The sequence below is a fragment of the uncultured Oxalicibacterium sp. genome, assembly GCF_913776015.1.
Taxonomy (GTDB): Bacteria; Pseudomonadota; Gammaproteobacteria; order Burkholderiales; family Burkholderiaceae_D; genus Oxalicibacterium.
The window spans coordinates 1-14,129 of the sequence record NZ_CAJYMD010000057.1; the positions used below are offsets into that span (position 1 = coordinate 1).

Annotated in this window: 15 protein-coding genes and 2 tRNA genes; 4 read left to right on the forward strand and 13 right to left on the reverse strand. The window is 55.9% G+C overall.

Features of this window, described 5'->3' with window-relative positions; all coding sequences use genetic code 11:
• From QZ725_RS10115 to gltX, 7 genes are all read right to left on the reverse strand, one after another.
• Positions 1–423 (reverse strand): pilus assembly PilX N-terminal domain-containing protein (locus QZ725_RS10115; protein WP_293779123.1); only part of this gene is annotated, 423 nt, incomplete at its 3' end.
• Positions 420–1,376 carry a PilW family protein gene (locus tag QZ725_RS10120; protein WP_293779125.1) on the reverse strand — a complete coding sequence of 319 codons (957 nt, stop codon included), beginning with the start codon at positions 1,374–1,376 and terminating at the stop codon, positions 420–422. The genes QZ725_RS10120 and QZ725_RS10115, both read right to left, overlap by 4 nt.
• The gene (gene pilV / locus QZ725_RS10125; RefSeq protein WP_293779127.1) at positions 1,376–1,885 is read right to left on the reverse strand and encodes a type IV pilus modification protein PilV; all 510 of its coding nucleotides are present in this window, start codon (positions 1,883–1,885) and stop codon (positions 1,376–1,378) included. The genes QZ725_RS10120 and pilV overlap by 1 nt, the downstream gene beginning before the upstream one ends.
• A 190-nt stretch (positions 1,886–2,075) precedes the next feature.
• Positions 2,076–2,801, reverse strand: a complete 726-nt coding sequence (locus QZ725_RS10130) for a zinc-ribbon domain-containing protein (RefSeq protein ID WP_293779129.1) — start codon at positions 2,799–2,801, stop codon at positions 2,076–2,078.
• Positions 2,802–2,947: 146 nt separating this feature from the next.
• Positions 2,948–3,023, reverse strand: a tRNA-Glu gene (locus QZ725_RS10135).
• A 91-nt stretch (positions 3,024–3,114) separates the two neighbouring features.
• Positions 3,115–3,190: transfer RNA gene (locus QZ725_RS10140), tRNA-Ala, on the reverse strand.
• Positions 3,191–3,258: 68 nt separating this feature from the next.
• Positions 3,259–4,650, reverse strand: coding sequence for a glutamate--tRNA ligase (gltX, locus tag QZ725_RS10145; RefSeq protein WP_293779131.1), 1,392 nt, complete (start codon positions 4,648–4,650; stop codon positions 3,259–3,261).
• A 117-nt stretch (positions 4,651–4,767) separates the two neighbouring features.
• Between gltX and metG the strand changes: the two genes are divergently transcribed.
• Positions 4,768–7,035 (forward strand): methionine--tRNA ligase, encoded by a 2,268-nt coding sequence (gene metG, locus QZ725_RS10150; protein WP_293779133.1) that lies wholly within the window; start codon positions 4,768–4,770, stop codon positions 7,033–7,035.
• A gap of 197 nt (positions 7,036–7,232) precedes the next feature.
• Here metG and bamE read toward each other — a convergent pair whose 3' ends face one another.
• The gene (gene bamE / locus QZ725_RS10155) at positions 7,233–7,736 is read right to left on the reverse strand and encodes an outer membrane protein assembly factor BamE (RefSeq protein ID WP_293779135.1); all 504 of its coding nucleotides are present in this window, start codon (positions 7,734–7,736) and stop codon (positions 7,233–7,235) included.
• Positions 7,737–7,854: 118 nt separating this feature from the next.
• On the opposite strand from bamE, the gene QZ725_RS10160 reads away from it, so the two are divergent.
• From QZ725_RS10160 to panC, 3 genes are read left to right on the forward strand one after another with little or no spacing between them, the layout of a single operon-like run.
• Complete coding sequence (locus tag QZ725_RS10160; protein WP_293779137.1) at positions 7,855–8,067, forward strand: DUF3460 family protein; 213 nt, start codon at positions 7,855–7,857, stop codon at positions 8,065–8,067.
• Positions 8,068–8,090: 23 nt separating this feature from the next.
• Positions 8,091–8,948: a ScpA family protein gene (locus QZ725_RS10165; RefSeq protein WP_293779152.1), complete on the forward strand. Its 858-nt coding sequence runs from the start codon at positions 8,091–8,093 to the stop codon at positions 8,946–8,948.
• A gap of 51 nt (positions 8,949–8,999) precedes the next feature.
• Entirely contained in the window at positions 9,000–9,839 is an 840-nt protein-coding gene (gene panC, locus QZ725_RS10170; RefSeq protein ID WP_293779139.1) for a pantoate--beta-alanine ligase, read from the forward strand.
• Between the two features lie 55 nt (positions 9,840–9,894).
• On the opposite strand, the gene QZ725_RS10175 is transcribed toward panC, so the two are convergent.
• The 5 genes from QZ725_RS10175 to QZ725_RS10195 form a co-directional block, all read right to left on the reverse strand.
• Positions 9,895–10,410, reverse strand: coding sequence for a DinB family protein (locus QZ725_RS10175; protein WP_293779141.1), 516 nt, complete (start codon positions 10,408–10,410; stop codon positions 9,895–9,897).
• Positions 10,407–11,027, reverse strand: a complete 621-nt coding sequence (locus tag QZ725_RS10180; RefSeq protein WP_293779143.1) for a ParA family protein — start codon at positions 11,025–11,027, stop codon at positions 10,407–10,409. Before QZ725_RS10180 ends, QZ725_RS10175 begins: the two co-directional genes overlap by 4 nt.
• Before the next feature lie 283 nt (positions 11,028–11,310).
• Positions 11,311–12,756, reverse strand: coding sequence for a cobyric acid synthase (locus tag QZ725_RS10185; RefSeq protein WP_293779145.1), 1,446 nt, complete (start codon positions 12,754–12,756; stop codon positions 11,311–11,313).
• 41 nt (positions 12,757–12,797) lie between these two features.
• Positions 12,798–13,676, reverse strand: coding sequence for a cobalamin-binding protein (locus QZ725_RS10190; RefSeq protein WP_293779147.1), 879 nt, complete (start codon positions 13,674–13,676; stop codon positions 12,798–12,800).
• Positions 13,677–13,697: 21 nt separating this feature from the next.
• The coding region (locus tag QZ725_RS10195) for an aminotransferase class I/II-fold pyridoxal phosphate-dependent enzyme (protein WP_293779149.1) at positions 13,698–14,129 on the reverse strand (432 nt) is incomplete at its 5' end.

The following is a 14,129-nucleotide window of genomic DNA, read 5'->3' on the forward strand; positions in this document are numbered from 1 at the left end:
GCCTGTTTGAAACCGACTTCCCGTGAAATGGCCATAGGGTACGGTTTGCATGTTAGTGCCAGACAAAACAAAATCGACCTGCTTCCACGCCGGCATTGCCTGCTCACCCAAGCGACGACAAATACCGAGCAACGGATTCTGTTCGCCGACGCCACACTCACCCTCTGCCAGTGCCGTAGCTATTCCCGTCTGATTGCCGAAGAAATGCGCACGGGCTTGCTCGATATCCGCTTCCGCGTCGGCCAGCGCCGCTTCCGCAGCCTGAAACGCAATCTGCCGATCACGATCATTGCGCGACGATTTCTCGCCCTGCAATGCCATCTGCGTCGCTGCCGTGGCGAGTAGAAAAATGACCGTGAGCATCAGCAAACTCATGATCAATGCGGATCCCGCAACACTGCGTTGCACGATCATGCGACTCATGCAGTGTCTCCGAAACCATTGCGCAAATGAATCGTTTGCGTGAAGACCATGCGTACCCGTTGGCGCATCGCGGCAGGCAATGCTTCTTCCTCTATCAATACACCAGAGTCGCTTCGTGCATGCGAAGCTGAATAGCTTTCGCCAAACAGATGATGTTGTTGTGGCGGTTTTTCCTGTGCTTTATGCGTTCCGCCTACCAATAAGGCAAAACGCACGGCCCGAACACGATGCCAATAAGATGCTGCGGTATGCATCTGTGTTTCTTCACGTCCGGCATCCAAGGCTGTAACGGCAGTGGCATTCATGTATTGCAACTCACCACTAGCACTCGGCAACTCAACGCCATATAGCACCTGAAATGATTCGACTCCGCGCGCAATGGCATCGGAACTCCAACCATTCTTCGTCCGATACTTGCAGCGCAACTCCGCCTCGCCGGCACTGTCTCGGGCGACGAAGAAAATGCTCCAGCTACGTTCTTCATCCGCGTCACTCGATGCTTCCGGTCTCGATTCGATGAAGCCTGCACAGTTAAGTGCGACACCATGCAAGGCAGCATCTGGCGCAAAGAAGCGCAGCGCCAGCACATCGCTTCCATTCACGACACCTGCCGTGATCGACTCCAGCTCGGGCGTATTTTTCTTGAGCGTGCGGGCATCCAGCCCCAGAACATGCGGACTGGCAGAAGCCGTTGCACGACGTGGCTGCAGGTATGGATTCCAGTCTTCGTGGCCGGCTTGCCGCACTTGCCGTGCAATCACCTCCATGACATAGCGTCCTGTTTCCTGCATCTGCGCCTGTTGATCCTGCGCGTTGTAACTAGCCTTGCCCGACAGCAGCAACCCGGTCAGCGTTAATAGCACAAACAAATTCAGGGTCATGGCAACCATCAGTTCGACCAGCGTCAAACCGTATTGATAAGGAACCCGATGACTAGGAGAGCGGATAGACATCATTGCACCGTTGCAATCTGCAAAGCGATGCGTGGTGCACCTTCATCTGCAGCACGCCGGTCTTTTTGATGCCATCCGATTTTGACGACGAAGGGCAAGAGATGCGTGCTGGTATCCGATGCGCATTCCCAACGCAAACTTGCGCGCCCGGTATCCCACGGCGTGTCATCACGGCATAACACGACTTGTCCACCCGGCAGATCACGAGGCACACGCTGCAACAACGCTGCCAGTTCCACCGATGCGCCGACTTGCATATTGCATGCTGTCGTGTCGTCCTTGCAGGTTTCACGCGAGGAGATGCGTGTTCTTTCCGATGGCGAAAGCATGCGTATTACCTCGGCAATTTCGACCGCCAGATGCGTTGCCTGCGTTTGCATTTTTGAATGCTGTGCCGTTTGCAAAGCGGTCAGGTACAAGCCCGATGCGGCGAGTATGCCGACGCTCAAGACAAAGATCGCTACCAGTACTTCAATCAGGGAAAATCCCTCGCTTGCCGACACCTTCATGCTGACCTTCCTCGATGCGCTTGTATTGAAAATGCTGTGCCGTCAGGCACACCACCACCGCCGTCGAGAATTATTGCGCCAAGCCAATGGCAATCCCAATCCCATCAATATGGGAAAATCGTTTCGCCAGCACGCAGCCAAAAAGAAAAGCCACGCATTGCGTGGCTTTGTTGGAAAACGTATTCATGCTTCAGTCATAGGATGGACACCCGTCCTTGCCCCATTTGTTATTGCACGCGCGCCAAAGGCATGGCTGCCGAGCAAATACCGACATCTTTTCACAACGTGCCACCTCCTGCGCCGTGGACAAAGGGTGCACCGATGCTGGCGCTTCCGTTTTCGCTGCCGGTACAACCGTATTGTTCGACGAGGCTTTTTCCGTGCGCGCAACCTTCGGTTTTTTTTCTTCAGGATTGCGCAATTTGCTGCTCTTCGAAGCCGCACTAGCTGTTGCCTGAGCATCACTAGCTACAAGCTCTTTCTGCTCTTGACTGGTGACAGGATTGTTTATCGATGTCGCTACAGAAGTCTGCCCCATCTGTTCCGCAAGAGAGGGGGCTCGTGCAGGCATTTGCACACCCTGTTCGGACCCTTTGGCATTGTTCACAACAAGTGGGTTAGCCTCCTCACCTCCCCGCCAGGACCACCAAAACGCTGCGCATAACAACAGCAGGAGAAACAGGATGCCCATGCGAAAACCCCAACCTTTGCGCACACCCGGTTCGCGCGCCATCGTCTCGACGACATCGTCCACCATCGAAGGCAGGCTCGCTGCCTTCGACTCTTTCAACGGTGACGCTTTCGACTCATCACGCGATAACGCCTTGCCGCATTGTTCGCAGAATCTGGCGGTGTCACGATTTTCCGCCTCACATTGTGCACATCGCTGCATCCACTCTCCCCGATTTCCTTTCATGTATCCAGTCATTGTGGAGCAAAGCAACTCGAAAACCAAATATCCAAGAGTCATCGACTCAGGTTGGGACCAAGTTCATATTGCGTGACTGTGCGAGAAATGCGCGGACGAAAAAAAACGCCACGCATTTGCGTGGCGTTTTAAGCTGGCGTCCCCAGGGGGATTCGAACCCCCGTACTCACCGTGAAAGGGTGATGTCCTAGGCCTCTAGACGATGGGGACAGTAATCTGTCCTGTGCTACCGAGCGCAGAATTTTAAACTTCTTTTTCTCTGCTTGCAACACTTTTTACTACGAATCTGCATCAAGCTATTTGGTGGAGATAAGCGGGATCGAACCGCTGACCTCTTGCATGCCATGCAAGCGCTCTCCCAGCTGAGCTATACCCCCTCGCGAGTGCAGAAGCAAGATTATAGCAACGTTCTTTCTGCGGTGTAAATAGCTTTCTCGCGTTTTTATCAAAGATCTTTTTGCAGTCGTGTCAGTACCGTTTCACGTGAGAACAAGGTAATCACTGCATCGATCGATGGCGTCTGCAATTGACCGGTAATCAGCAAGCGTAAAGGCATCGCCAGTTGCGGCATCTTGAGCTTGTGTTCTGCCAGTGTTTCCTTCAACGTGGCCGATACGGCCTCCTTCTTCCACTCCACCTTTTCGAGATGTGCCGCAAACTGCACAAGCGCCGGTTTGATTGCATCAGTCACGTGTTGATCCAGTAATGCAGCATCGGCAGCCGGTTCGCGATAGAACAGCATGGCGGCAACCGCTAATTCGTTGAGGGTGTTGGTGCGATCTTTCATCAATGCGATCACGTCCGGCAAGGCTGGCGCCCCATCGAAACGCGCGCCAAGCGCTAGAAGACGCGGCTCGAGCAATGCAGCAAGGCGCGTGTTATCCGCTTGCTTAATGTAGTGATTGTTGACCCAGTCGAGCTTTTCAGGATTGAACTGCGCCGGCGATTTGGTCAGATGATCGAGATCGAACCATTGCGTGAATTGCTCCATGCTGAAGATTTCGTCATCGCCATGGCTCCAGCCCAGCCGCGCCAGATAGTTGAGCATGGCTTCCGGCAGATAACCCTGCTCCGGATAATCCATCACACTGACCGCACCGTGGCGCTTGGACAGCTTCTCGCCATCCGTGCCGAGAATCATCGGCAAATGGCCATACTGCGGCAGTTCTGCGCCGAGCGCATTCAGGATATTGATCTGACGCGGCGTATTGTTCACATGATCATCACCACGAATGACGTGCGTGATCTTCATGTCCCAGTCATCGACTGCCACACAGAAGTTATAAGTCGGCGTGCCGTCAGGGCGCGCAATCACCAGATCGTCGAGCTCGCGATTAGAAATCGTGATGGTGCCCTTGACCACGTCATGCCAAGTGACCTCGCCATCTACCGGATTACGAAAGCGCACCACCGGTTTGCGGTCGGCAGGCACCGACGGCAAGGTCTTGCCGGCTTCAGGCCGCCAAGTGCCGTCGTAGCGCGGCTTCTCACCAGCTGCACGCTGACGCTCGCGCATGGCTTCGACTTCTTCCGGTGACGAATAGCACAGATACGCATGGCCATCGGCCAGCATCTGGGCAATCACTTCGCGGTAGCGATCCATGCGCTGCATCTGATAGAACGGACCTTCGTCGTGGTGCAACCCCAGCCATTCCATGCCTTCGATAATGGCTTGCACGGCTTCAGGCGTCGAACGTTCAAGATCGGTATCTTCGATACGCAGCACGAACGTGCCACCGAAATGACGGGCATAGGCCCACGAAAACAAGGCGGTACGTGCACCACCAACATGCAGATAGCCGGTCGGGCTGGGAGCGAAACGAGTACGGACGGTCATGGCAAAGAAAAACGGCCTTGGGTGCCAAAGCCGTCATGAATACGTGGAAAGGACGCTATTTTAGCCGCTAAGTAACTAAGCGGATACTTGGCAGGCCCGCATCCGGAAGTAAATCATTTGCATTATCCCCACTCAACACTGGTTCCTCTGGACAAATTCTCGCCACCTCCCAATCAGAACGCCTCTCCCGGGAGGGAAGCAAGCACTGCTAAAATGTCGGATTATTTCTCGCCAAGCATTACCCACATGACCAGCCCATCGCCGCGCAAACTATTCGTCACAACAGCCCTTCCCTACGCCAACGGGTCCTTCCATATCGGCCACATCATGGAATACATCCAGGCCGATATCTGGGTGCGGTTCCAGCGCATGCAGGGCAACGACGTCAATTTTGTCGGTGCCGACGATGCGCATGGTGCGCCGATCATGATCGCGGCCGAGAAAGCCGGTATCACGCCGCAGGAATTCGTCGCACGCATCGCAGCAGGCCGCGCACAATATCTGGACGGCTTCCATATCTCTTTCGACAACTGGCATTCGACAGACGGCCCGGAAAATCACGAGCTGGCCAAACAGATTTATCTGGATCTAAAAAAAGCCGGTCTCATCACAGCGCGTACCATCGAACAGTTCTTCGATCCCGAAAAGAACATGTTCCTGCCCGACCGCTACATCAAGGGCCAATGTCCGAAATGCGGTGCGCAGGACCAGTACGGCGACAATTGCGAAGTCTGCAGCGCAGTCTATGCGCCAACGGACCTCGTCAATCCGTACTCAGCCTTGACCGGCGCCACACCGGTTCTGAAAAACTCGGAACATCTGTTCTTCGCCCTGTCCGATCCACGTGCCGTGTCGTTTCTCGAAAACTGGATCGATGGCACAGACGAAGCCGACGGCAAACCGCACCTGCAATCGGAAGTCGCCAACAAGGTCAAGGAATGGTTTTCCGTGCGCGAGAATCCGGATGGCAGCAAGAGCGAAGGCTTGAGCGACTGGGATATCTCGCGCGATGCGCCCTACTTCGGCATCGAGATTCCCGATCAACCGGACAAATACTTTTACGTCTGGCTGGATGCACCGGTCGGTTATCTGGCTTCGCTGAAAAATCTGCTCGACAAGCGTGGCGCCGATTTTTCCGCCTACATGGCCGAACCGAATCTGGAACAGATTCATTTCATCGGCAAGGACATCGTCAATTTCCATACGCTGTTCTGGCCCGCCATGCTGCATTTCAGCGGCCGCAAGACGCCGAACAAGGTGTTCGTACACGGCTTCCTGACGGTGAACAACGGCGAAAAGATGAGCAAGAGCCGCGGCACTGGCCTCGATCCGCTCAAGTACCTGAACCTCGGCATGAATCCGGAATGGCTGCGTTACTACCTGGCCAACAAGCTCAATGCGCGCAATGAAGATATCGATTTCAACCGTGAAGATTTCCTCGCACGCGTCAATAGCGATCTGATCGGCAAATACGTCAACATCGCCAGCCGTGCCGCCGGCTTTATCACCAAGCGTTTCGATGGCCGCGTGACGACGGCCTGGGCAAAGGACGATGATGCCTTCCTCTCGGGATTGCGCAAGGTCGCACCGGAAATCCAGGTGCTTTACGAACAGCGCGAATACGGCAAGGCCCTGCGCGCGATCATGGAACAGGCCGACGTGGTCAATGCCTACGTCGATGCCAACAAGCCATGGGAACTGGCGAAGAATGCCGACAACGACGCCAAGCTGCAGGAAGTCTGCAGCCGTTTGCTGGAAGCGTTCCGTATCCTGACCATCTATCTGAAACCGGTGTTGCCGCAAGTCGCGGCCCAAGTCGAAACACAATTGAATCTGGCACCGTTGCAGTGGCAGGATGTGAGCGTGCCTCTGCCGGATGGTCACCAGATCAATCCGTATGCACACTTGATGCAGCGCGTTGATCCAAAGATGCTGGATGCCCTGTTCGAGATGGTGCCGGTCTTGGATGCCACCGTCTCCGCGCCGACCAATCCGAGTTCGGGCAAACAGCCGGTAGAAGACAATGCGATCGAACCGCTGGCCGATGAAATCAAGATCGATGATTTTGCCAAGGTCGACCTGCGCATCGCCAAGATCGTCAATTGCGAACACGTTGAAGGATCGGACAAGCTGCTGCGTCTGACGCTGGACGTAGGCGAAGGCCGCATGCGCAATGTTTTTTCGGGTATCAAGTCGGCCTATCAGCCGGATGATCTGATCGGGAAATTGACCGTATTGGTCGCCAATCTGGCACCGCGCAAGATGAAATTCGGCATCTCGGAAGGCATGGTACTGGCCGCATCGGCTGCCGACGAGAAAGCCAATCCCGGCATCTACATTCTCAATCCTTGGCCGGGCGCAGAACCGGGCATGCGCATTCGCTGATCGCGCAAAAACGAGGTCGCCAACACCAGCCTCGATAAAAAGCGAATAGGCTTGAGCAAAAACGAAACGCCGCCAAGGACATCCTCCCGAGCGGCGTTTTCTTTTTAATCGATCAAACCGGCTTCAGATGACGCTTGCCCTCTGGAATAAACTCCTCGCCAGTAAATCACGGCTATTAATCACGGCCATTTAGCCCTTCAACCCTTAACCGGATCGGTTTGCGAGGTCTGTGTTACACGACCACTGTCGCGATCGAAGTGCACATTGAAAAAACGCTCGGTTGCCGGCCCGGACAAATAGCGCCAATCCCATACTTCTTCATTCTTGAGCGAAAACGTCACGCTGCTGCGCGGCTTTCCCAGCAAGCGACGCACTTCGTCACGCGTCATGCCGACCTTGACGCGTGCGAAATTTTCTTCGGTCAGCGTCTGGCGATAGTCGCGCAATACACCTTTGGCATCGAGCTCTACCATCCACGTACGATGCCCTTCAGGACCACGCGGATATTCAAAAGTACGCGCGCCATCTCTCTCATCCCAGATCATGCTGGGCTCGCCCATCGCCTGCCTTACTTCGGCCTCGGTCGACACGCCCTTGTTGAGCTTTTCGATGCCGAAATCTTCGATAGGCCGCCCCTGATTGCAACCGAACATCAGGATGCTGCAAAGAAACCCGGAGACGCCGGCCAGAAATCGTTTCATTGAAATGCCTCCATTGGTAAGTTGAACAACTGTCTCTTTTGCACAAGCGCGTGCGCAGAACCGTAGCCAAGACAGGGTAAAATAGCGCCTGTTTCCCTTCATCATTATCAAACAGACCATGGTATTCAGCAAAAACCATTATCACTACCAATCGGAAGCGACCAAGTTCATCGAAGAACTGAAGCAGAAGAACCCACAACTGGATGCCTCCCAGCAGGAAGGCCGCGCCTTGCTGTGGGATAAGTCGCCGATCGATCTGGACCAGCTCGACCGCGCCAAGGCATCCCGCGTCAAGCAACAACCCTACGTTTATCAGAACAAGGTCCGCTGACACGCATGAGTGGTTCCAATCCGATGCTGGCGCAAATGCCATCCAGCGCGCCGGATCTGGCTGTCGAAGGACGGCCAGATTCGACGCCGGATGTCATCGATGGCGTTGCCTTCGCGCGTCTATACGGGGAACCGCTGTTTCGCCTGCCGAATGATCTCTACATTCCGCCGGATGCGCTGGAAATCTTTCTCGAAGCATTTGAAGGACCGCTCGATCTGTTGTTGTACCTGATCCGCAAGCAGAACTTCAATATTCTCGACATCCCGATGGCGCAGGTCACCAAGCAGTACCTGCAATACGTCGATCAGATTCGCATCAGCAATCTGGAACTGGCGGCAGAATATCTGTTGATGGCTGCCATGCTGATCGAGATCAAATCGCGCATGCTGCTGCCGGTGCGCAAGGCGGATACCGGTGAAGAAGCCGAAGATCCGCGTGCCGAACTGGTGCGCCGCCTGCTCGAATACGAACAGATGAAACTGGCCTCGCGCCAGATCGACGAACTGCCGCAACTGGGCCGCGACTACGTGCGCACCCAGGTTTATATCGAGCAGAACACCGTCGTGCACTGGCCCGATGTCAACGTGGCCGACCTGCAATCGGCATGGGCCGATCTGCTGCGCCGTGCCAAGCTGACCGCACATCACACCATCAGCCGCGAAGAACTGTCGGTACGTGAACACATGACAGCAATCCTGCGTCGTTTGCAATCGGCCAAGTTCGTCGAATTTACCGACCTGTTCGATCCTTCACGTGGCGTGCCGGTAATCGTGGTTAATTTCGTCGCCCTGCTCGAACTGGGCAAGGAAACCCTGATCGAGATCACCCAGGCCGAACCCTTTGCCCCCATCTACGTCAGGCTGGCTTACGCACCGAGCTGACACCTGCTTTGCCTTGCGGCTGCGCCGCACGATTCAACCAAGGCTGTATTCATGAAAATCATTTCCTGCATCGAAGAACTGCGCGCCCATTTGCAAGGCCAGCTGCGCACCGCATTTGTGCCGACCATGGGTAATCTGCACGAAGGCCACTTGTCGCTAATGCGTCTGGCGCGCAAGCATGGTGATCCGGTGGTTGCCTCGATCTTCGTCAATCGCCTTCAGTTTGGTCCCAACGAAGACTTCGACAAGTATCCGCGCACTTTCCAGGCAGACGTCGAGAAGCTCGAAAAGGAAGGCGTCTACATCCTGTTTGCACCGACCGAAAAGGATTTATATCCGGAACCGCAGGAATATCGTGTGCAGCCACCGGACGATCTCGGCAACATTCTCGAAGGCGAGTTTCGTCCTGGCTTCTTTACCGGCGTCACGACGGTCGTGCTGAAACTGTTTTCCTGCGTGCAGCCGCGTGTAGCCGTGTTCGGCAAGAAGGATTACCAGCAATTGATGATCGTGCGCAACATGGCCAAGCAGTTCGCCTTGCCGACCGAAATCATCGCCGCCGAAACGTGGCGCGCCGAAGATGGCCTTGCGCTATCGTCACGTAATGGTTATCTGTCGGAAGCAGAACGTGCCGAAGCCCCTGCCCTGTTCCGCCAGTTGAATATCGTTGCAGATGAAGTACGCAACGGTCATCTGGATGTATTCGAACTAGAGCGCAAGGCGATGGCCGATTTGGCTGCACGTGGCTGGAAACCAGACTACATTTCCATCCGCAAGCAAAGCAACCTGCAACCACCATCCGCTGGTGATATGGCACAAGGCGAGAAACTCGTCGTGGTTGCCGCAGCGAAGCTCGGCAAAACGCGCCTGATCGATAATCTGGAGATATGAGACTCACATCTATAAAAAAGCCGCGTTGACGCGGCTTTTTTTATAGAGGCATTCATCAAACATCGCCTGGCATCATCATCAAATCCGTCACGCCAACATCGATGCCCTGCTGCGACAGCAAAGTCGTCACTTGGCCGCGATGATGCGTCTGGTGATTAAACAGGTGTGTGACAAGCAGCCATGCCGGTTTGCTGCGCGTTGCTTTAGTGATGCCGCTGTACCAATTGAAATCGGTAGTTAGCCATTGTGCATCCAGCGTCTCTGCCCATGCAATCAAAGCGGCATCCAGTTCACTGCGCGCCGCCTTGAGCGAAGGCCAAGATGCATGGAGATCGACACCCGCCGCGACTGTCGGCAACGGCCAGGCTTGGGCCGTATTGTTTGTGAAACGCCCCAGCCACATGCCATCGCCCCAGAGCAGATGATTCAGGGTCGAATGGATGGAGCCGAAGAAGGCGCCGCGATCGGCTTTGCGTTCCTGGTCGTTCAACGATTCGCACGCTGCATAGACCTTGTCATTCATCCAGTGGTTGTATCGTGCCAGCGTGCGTGCGTACTTAGGCGTGATCATGCGCTTTCGACCCAACGCACAATGTCCCGCCACTGCTCAAGATCTTTTTCCACCCTTGCTGGTACGACATCCCACAGCGTGTGGCCGTGGGCGGCGAGTTGCACGTAATTCTGCGTGTCGCGCAAGAAGCCCAGGACCGGCAAACCCAGCCCTTCGACATAGTTCTGCAACTGATCGGCCGCTCGCGTGCGCGCATGCACACGCATGCCCAGCACACCAACGTTGACGTGATCCTTCTTCTTGCGCTCGGCAAGCTTTTGCAGGAATTCCTGCGTGGCGAGAATATCGAACATCGATGGTTGCAAGGGAACGATTACCTTGTCGGCAATCTGCAAGACCTTTTCCAGACGCTTGCCACTCAAACCGGCAGGCGTGTCGAGCACGATATGCGTCGTCCCCTTGGGTGGCTTGGCAACATGGCCTTCTTCGATTTCCCACGCGCTGATCAACGGCAGCGACCCTGGCCGCAATGCCAGCCAGCCGCGCGACGATTGCTGCACATCGGCGTCGCCCAGCATGACCTTGTACCCTTGCGCGGCAAAATAGCCCGCGAGATTGGTGGAAAAGGTGCTTTTACCGACACCACCCTTGGGATTGGCAACCACGATGACAGGCATGGAATTCCCCTTTTTTATTCTGAAGCGCCGCAGCCGGAACCAGCGAGGCGATGCGGCAGAATAGCACGCACAGGCCGCGTGGAATCAGTTGCCGATGCGGCCATGCAACAGCCAGATGCCCGCGAAAACTCGCCGCGTCTGCAGCAGGACTTCGGGAAGTGATACCGCCGCCTGGAAGCAACGCTAGTCGAACAACGCGACTGATACCGGTTGCCGTAGTGATGACAATATCCGTTGTGCTCGGACCATGGCTCGAATCAGCCTTACCGTTCCGATCACCAATTTAGATGGACAGTTTTTTCAGCGCATCCAGCAAAGGTTGCGTCGCATCAGCCAGCCGTTCTAGGCTTTCCTCGCGCAAAGCGGCGGTATCGACCGTCTGGCCACTTGCCAGCCCGGCCCAGCGCAGCAAGGCGTCGCATGCGGCGGGCGTATCGAACAGTCCATGCAGATAGGTACCGAGAACGCAGTCATCGGCAGAGCGCGCGCCGTCGGCGTGCCCGTCCAGCATAAATACCGGACGATGCTGGTCGTCGCCATGTGACACGCCCATGTGGATTTCATAGCCTGCAACATCGACATCAGCAAAAGCGCACCGACCGCTGACTTGCTGCAAGCGCTTGTCGCGCGTGAGTTCGGTATGGATATCGAGCAAGCCCAACCCATCGGACGTGCCCGCCTCCCCTTCTACGCCATGCGGATCGGCGATAGTCTTGCCAAGCATTTGATAGCCGCCGCAAATACCGATGACCTTGCCGCCATAGCGCAGGTGCTTGTGCAAGACTTCGCGCCAGCCATTGGCGATCAGCCACGCCAGATCGGCACGCGTATTCTTGCTACCGGGCAGGATGATGAGATCGGCTGGTGGAATTGGTTGCCCCGGCCCCACCAGTTGTAGATCGATATCGGGGTGAGCTCGCAGTGCATCAAAATCCGTGTGATTACTGATGCGTGGTGGCACCGGCACAACGACACGGAATGCACCACGTGTACTTTGCACGGTCGCTACCGCATCTTCGGCATCGAGAAACAAGTCATGCAGATACGGCAGCACCGCGAGGACCGGCTTGCCAGTCTGCTGTTCCAGCCAGCGCAGGCCCGGCTCCAGCAAACCGATATCGCCGCGGAAACGGTTGATGACGAAACCGACGATGCGCGCCCGTTCGCTTTCCGACAGGCAGGCCAGCGTGCCCACCAGATGCGCAAACACACCGCCGCGGTCGATATCGGCAACCAGAATGACCGGACAATCGACGGCTTCGGCAAAGCCCATGTTGGCAATATCACGATCACGCAGATTGATTTCCGCCGGACTACCGGCGCCTTCCACCAGCACGACGTCATATTGGTCGGCAAGGCGTGCATGCGACGCCAGCACCGCCTGCATCGCCACCGGTTTGTAGTTGTGATAGTCACGCGCCTGCATGTCGCTGCGCACCTCGCCATGAATGATGACTTGCGCGCCGGTGTCGCTCGATGGCTTGAGCAGTACGGGATTCATGTCGGTATGCGGCGCAATACGTGCAGCGATGGCCTGCAAGGCTTGTGCACGACCAATCTCGCCACCATCCGATGTGACCGCGCTGTTGAGAGCCATGTTTTGCGGCTTGAAAGGCGCGACGCGCACACCTTCGCGCACCAGCAAACGACACAACGCGGCGACGACCGTGCTCTTGCCGGCATCCGACGTCGTACCTTGCACCATGAGTGTGGAAAACGGGAAAGTCATCGTCTTGTTTCGGCTGAATGCAGGTTATCGCTGACGAATTCTCAGGGATGGCGGCGCTTGCGCGCTTCTTCAAGTTTCTCGCACACCAGCGCCGTACCATCGATCAGGCGCGGGCCCGCACGGTTAACGAGATCGGCATCGACCGAAAACAGATTGCCGTTCTTGACAGCCAGAAGATTCTTGTAGGGTAGCCAGATTTCCAGTCCGCCGGATTTTTCTGCCTGTCGGTCACCCATCATCATGACTTCCGGATTTTCCAGCAACACAGCTTCGGTGCTGACGACCGGAGCCGGCATCGAGAGGTTGGCAAAGATGTTTTCGCCACCGCAAAGGCGGATGGCGTCGCTCAGAATATTGCTGCCATTGAGCGTATAGATTGGGCGTCCCCATACCTGATAGAACATGCGCACAACAGGACGATTGCGGTAAGTTTTTTCCAGTTGCGCAAGTCGCACGCGCTGTTCAGCGGCAACGCGATTCGCCTGCACGCTCGTACCAAGCAAGATACCCATGCGTTCCACGCTGGAAGGTATGTCTGCAAGTTTCTTGGGTTCGCTGAAATAAAACGGAATACCAAGTTTGCGTACATGTTCAAGTTGTCGCTCCGAATTGCCGTGCAGCCAGACCACGAGCAAATCCGGCTTCATCGCAATGATGCGTTCGAGATCAACCTGCTGATGACTGCCGACGCGCGGAATCTTCAACGCCTCCGCTGGATAATCGCTGTAACCTACCGTCCCGACAATGCGATCGCCTGCACCGGCCGCAAAGATCAATTCCGTCGCATGCGGCGCCAGTGAAATGACACGCTTTGCCGGTTGCGGCAGCGTGACAGTCTTGCCCGCATCGTCTACCACGCTCACCGTGGCATGCGCTTGCAAGGCAAACGCCCAGACCAACAACCCTAGGACAAACTTCATTGTCGCTTCCTCATGATGTCGTTATGTTCGCCTTGTCGCTATGCTCACTTGCAGCGCTTGCCAGGCAGACAAGGCATGCTGCAATCGTTGCCAAGCCAATTCATTGGCCGGCAAGCCCAGCCGGATGCCATGCTCAAATCGGCGGACCCAGATTCCGCATCCGGCCATGTGTTCAGCAAAAGCTTCCGGTTGATCCGTACGCCAGTATCGAAACAGCGCACAACCATGACTCGCCATGCCTGCCTCACGTAGCAGCGTCGCCAGACGCTGACCGTCCTGCTGCAAGCGCGGACGCATTACTCGCTGCCAATCCACATCAGACAAGGCAGCCGTACCGATTATTTGCGCCGGCCCACTGACCGTCCACGGCCCGAGCTGATCAGCCAGTCTGGCAAGCAGCACTGGCGATGCCGCCACGAAGCCCAGCCGCAATCCGGCCAGGCCGAAAAACTT

What these genes read in the sequence shown, in the direction of transcription:
- bamE (WP_293779135.1), bottom strand. Translation starts at nt 7,736, where the DNA reads ATGAAACGATTTCTGGCCGGCGTCTCCGGGTTTCTTTGCAGCATCCTG.
- panC (WP_293779139.1), top strand. Translation starts at nt 9,000, where the DNA reads ATGAAAATCATTTCCTGCATCGAAGAACTGCGCGCCCATTTGCAAGGC.
- QZ725_RS10165 (WP_293779152.1), top strand. Translation starts at nt 8,091, where the DNA reads ATGCTGGCGCAAATGCCATCCAGCGCGCCGGATCTGGCTGTCGAAGGA.
- QZ725_RS10185 (WP_293779145.1), bottom strand. Translation starts at nt 12,756, where the DNA reads ATGACTTTCCCGTTTTCCACACTCATGGTGCAAGGTACGACGTCGGAT.
- QZ725_RS10180 (WP_293779143.1), bottom strand. Translation starts at nt 11,027, where the DNA reads ATGCCTGTCATCGTGGTTGCCAATCCCAAGGGTGGTGTCGGTAAAAGC.
- QZ725_RS10190 (WP_293779147.1), bottom strand. Translation starts at nt 13,676, where the DNA reads ATGAAGTTTGTCCTAGGGTTGTTGGTCTGGGCGTTTGCCTTGCAAGCG.
- QZ725_RS10175 (WP_293779141.1), bottom strand. Translation starts at nt 10,410, where the DNA reads ATGATCACGCCTAAGTACGCACGCACGCTGGCACGATACAACCACTGG.
- QZ725_RS10120 (WP_293779125.1), bottom strand. Translation starts at nt 1,376, where the DNA reads ATGTCTATCCGCTCTCCTAGTCATCGGGTTCCTTATCAATACGGTTTG.
- gltX (WP_293779131.1), bottom strand. Translation starts at nt 4,650, where the DNA reads ATGACCGTCCGTACTCGTTTCGCTCCCAGCCCGACCGGCTATCTGCAT.
- QZ725_RS10160 (WP_293779137.1), top strand. Translation starts at nt 7,855, where the DNA reads ATGGTATTCAGCAAAAACCATTATCACTACCAATCGGAAGCGACCAAG.
- QZ725_RS10130 (WP_293779129.1), bottom strand. Translation starts at nt 2,801, where the DNA reads ATGAAAGGAAATCGGGGAGAGTGGATGCAGCGATGTGCACAATGTGAG.
- pilV (WP_293779127.1), bottom strand. Translation starts at nt 1,885, where the DNA reads ATGAAGGTGTCGGCAAGCGAGGGATTTTCCCTGATTGAAGTACTGGTA.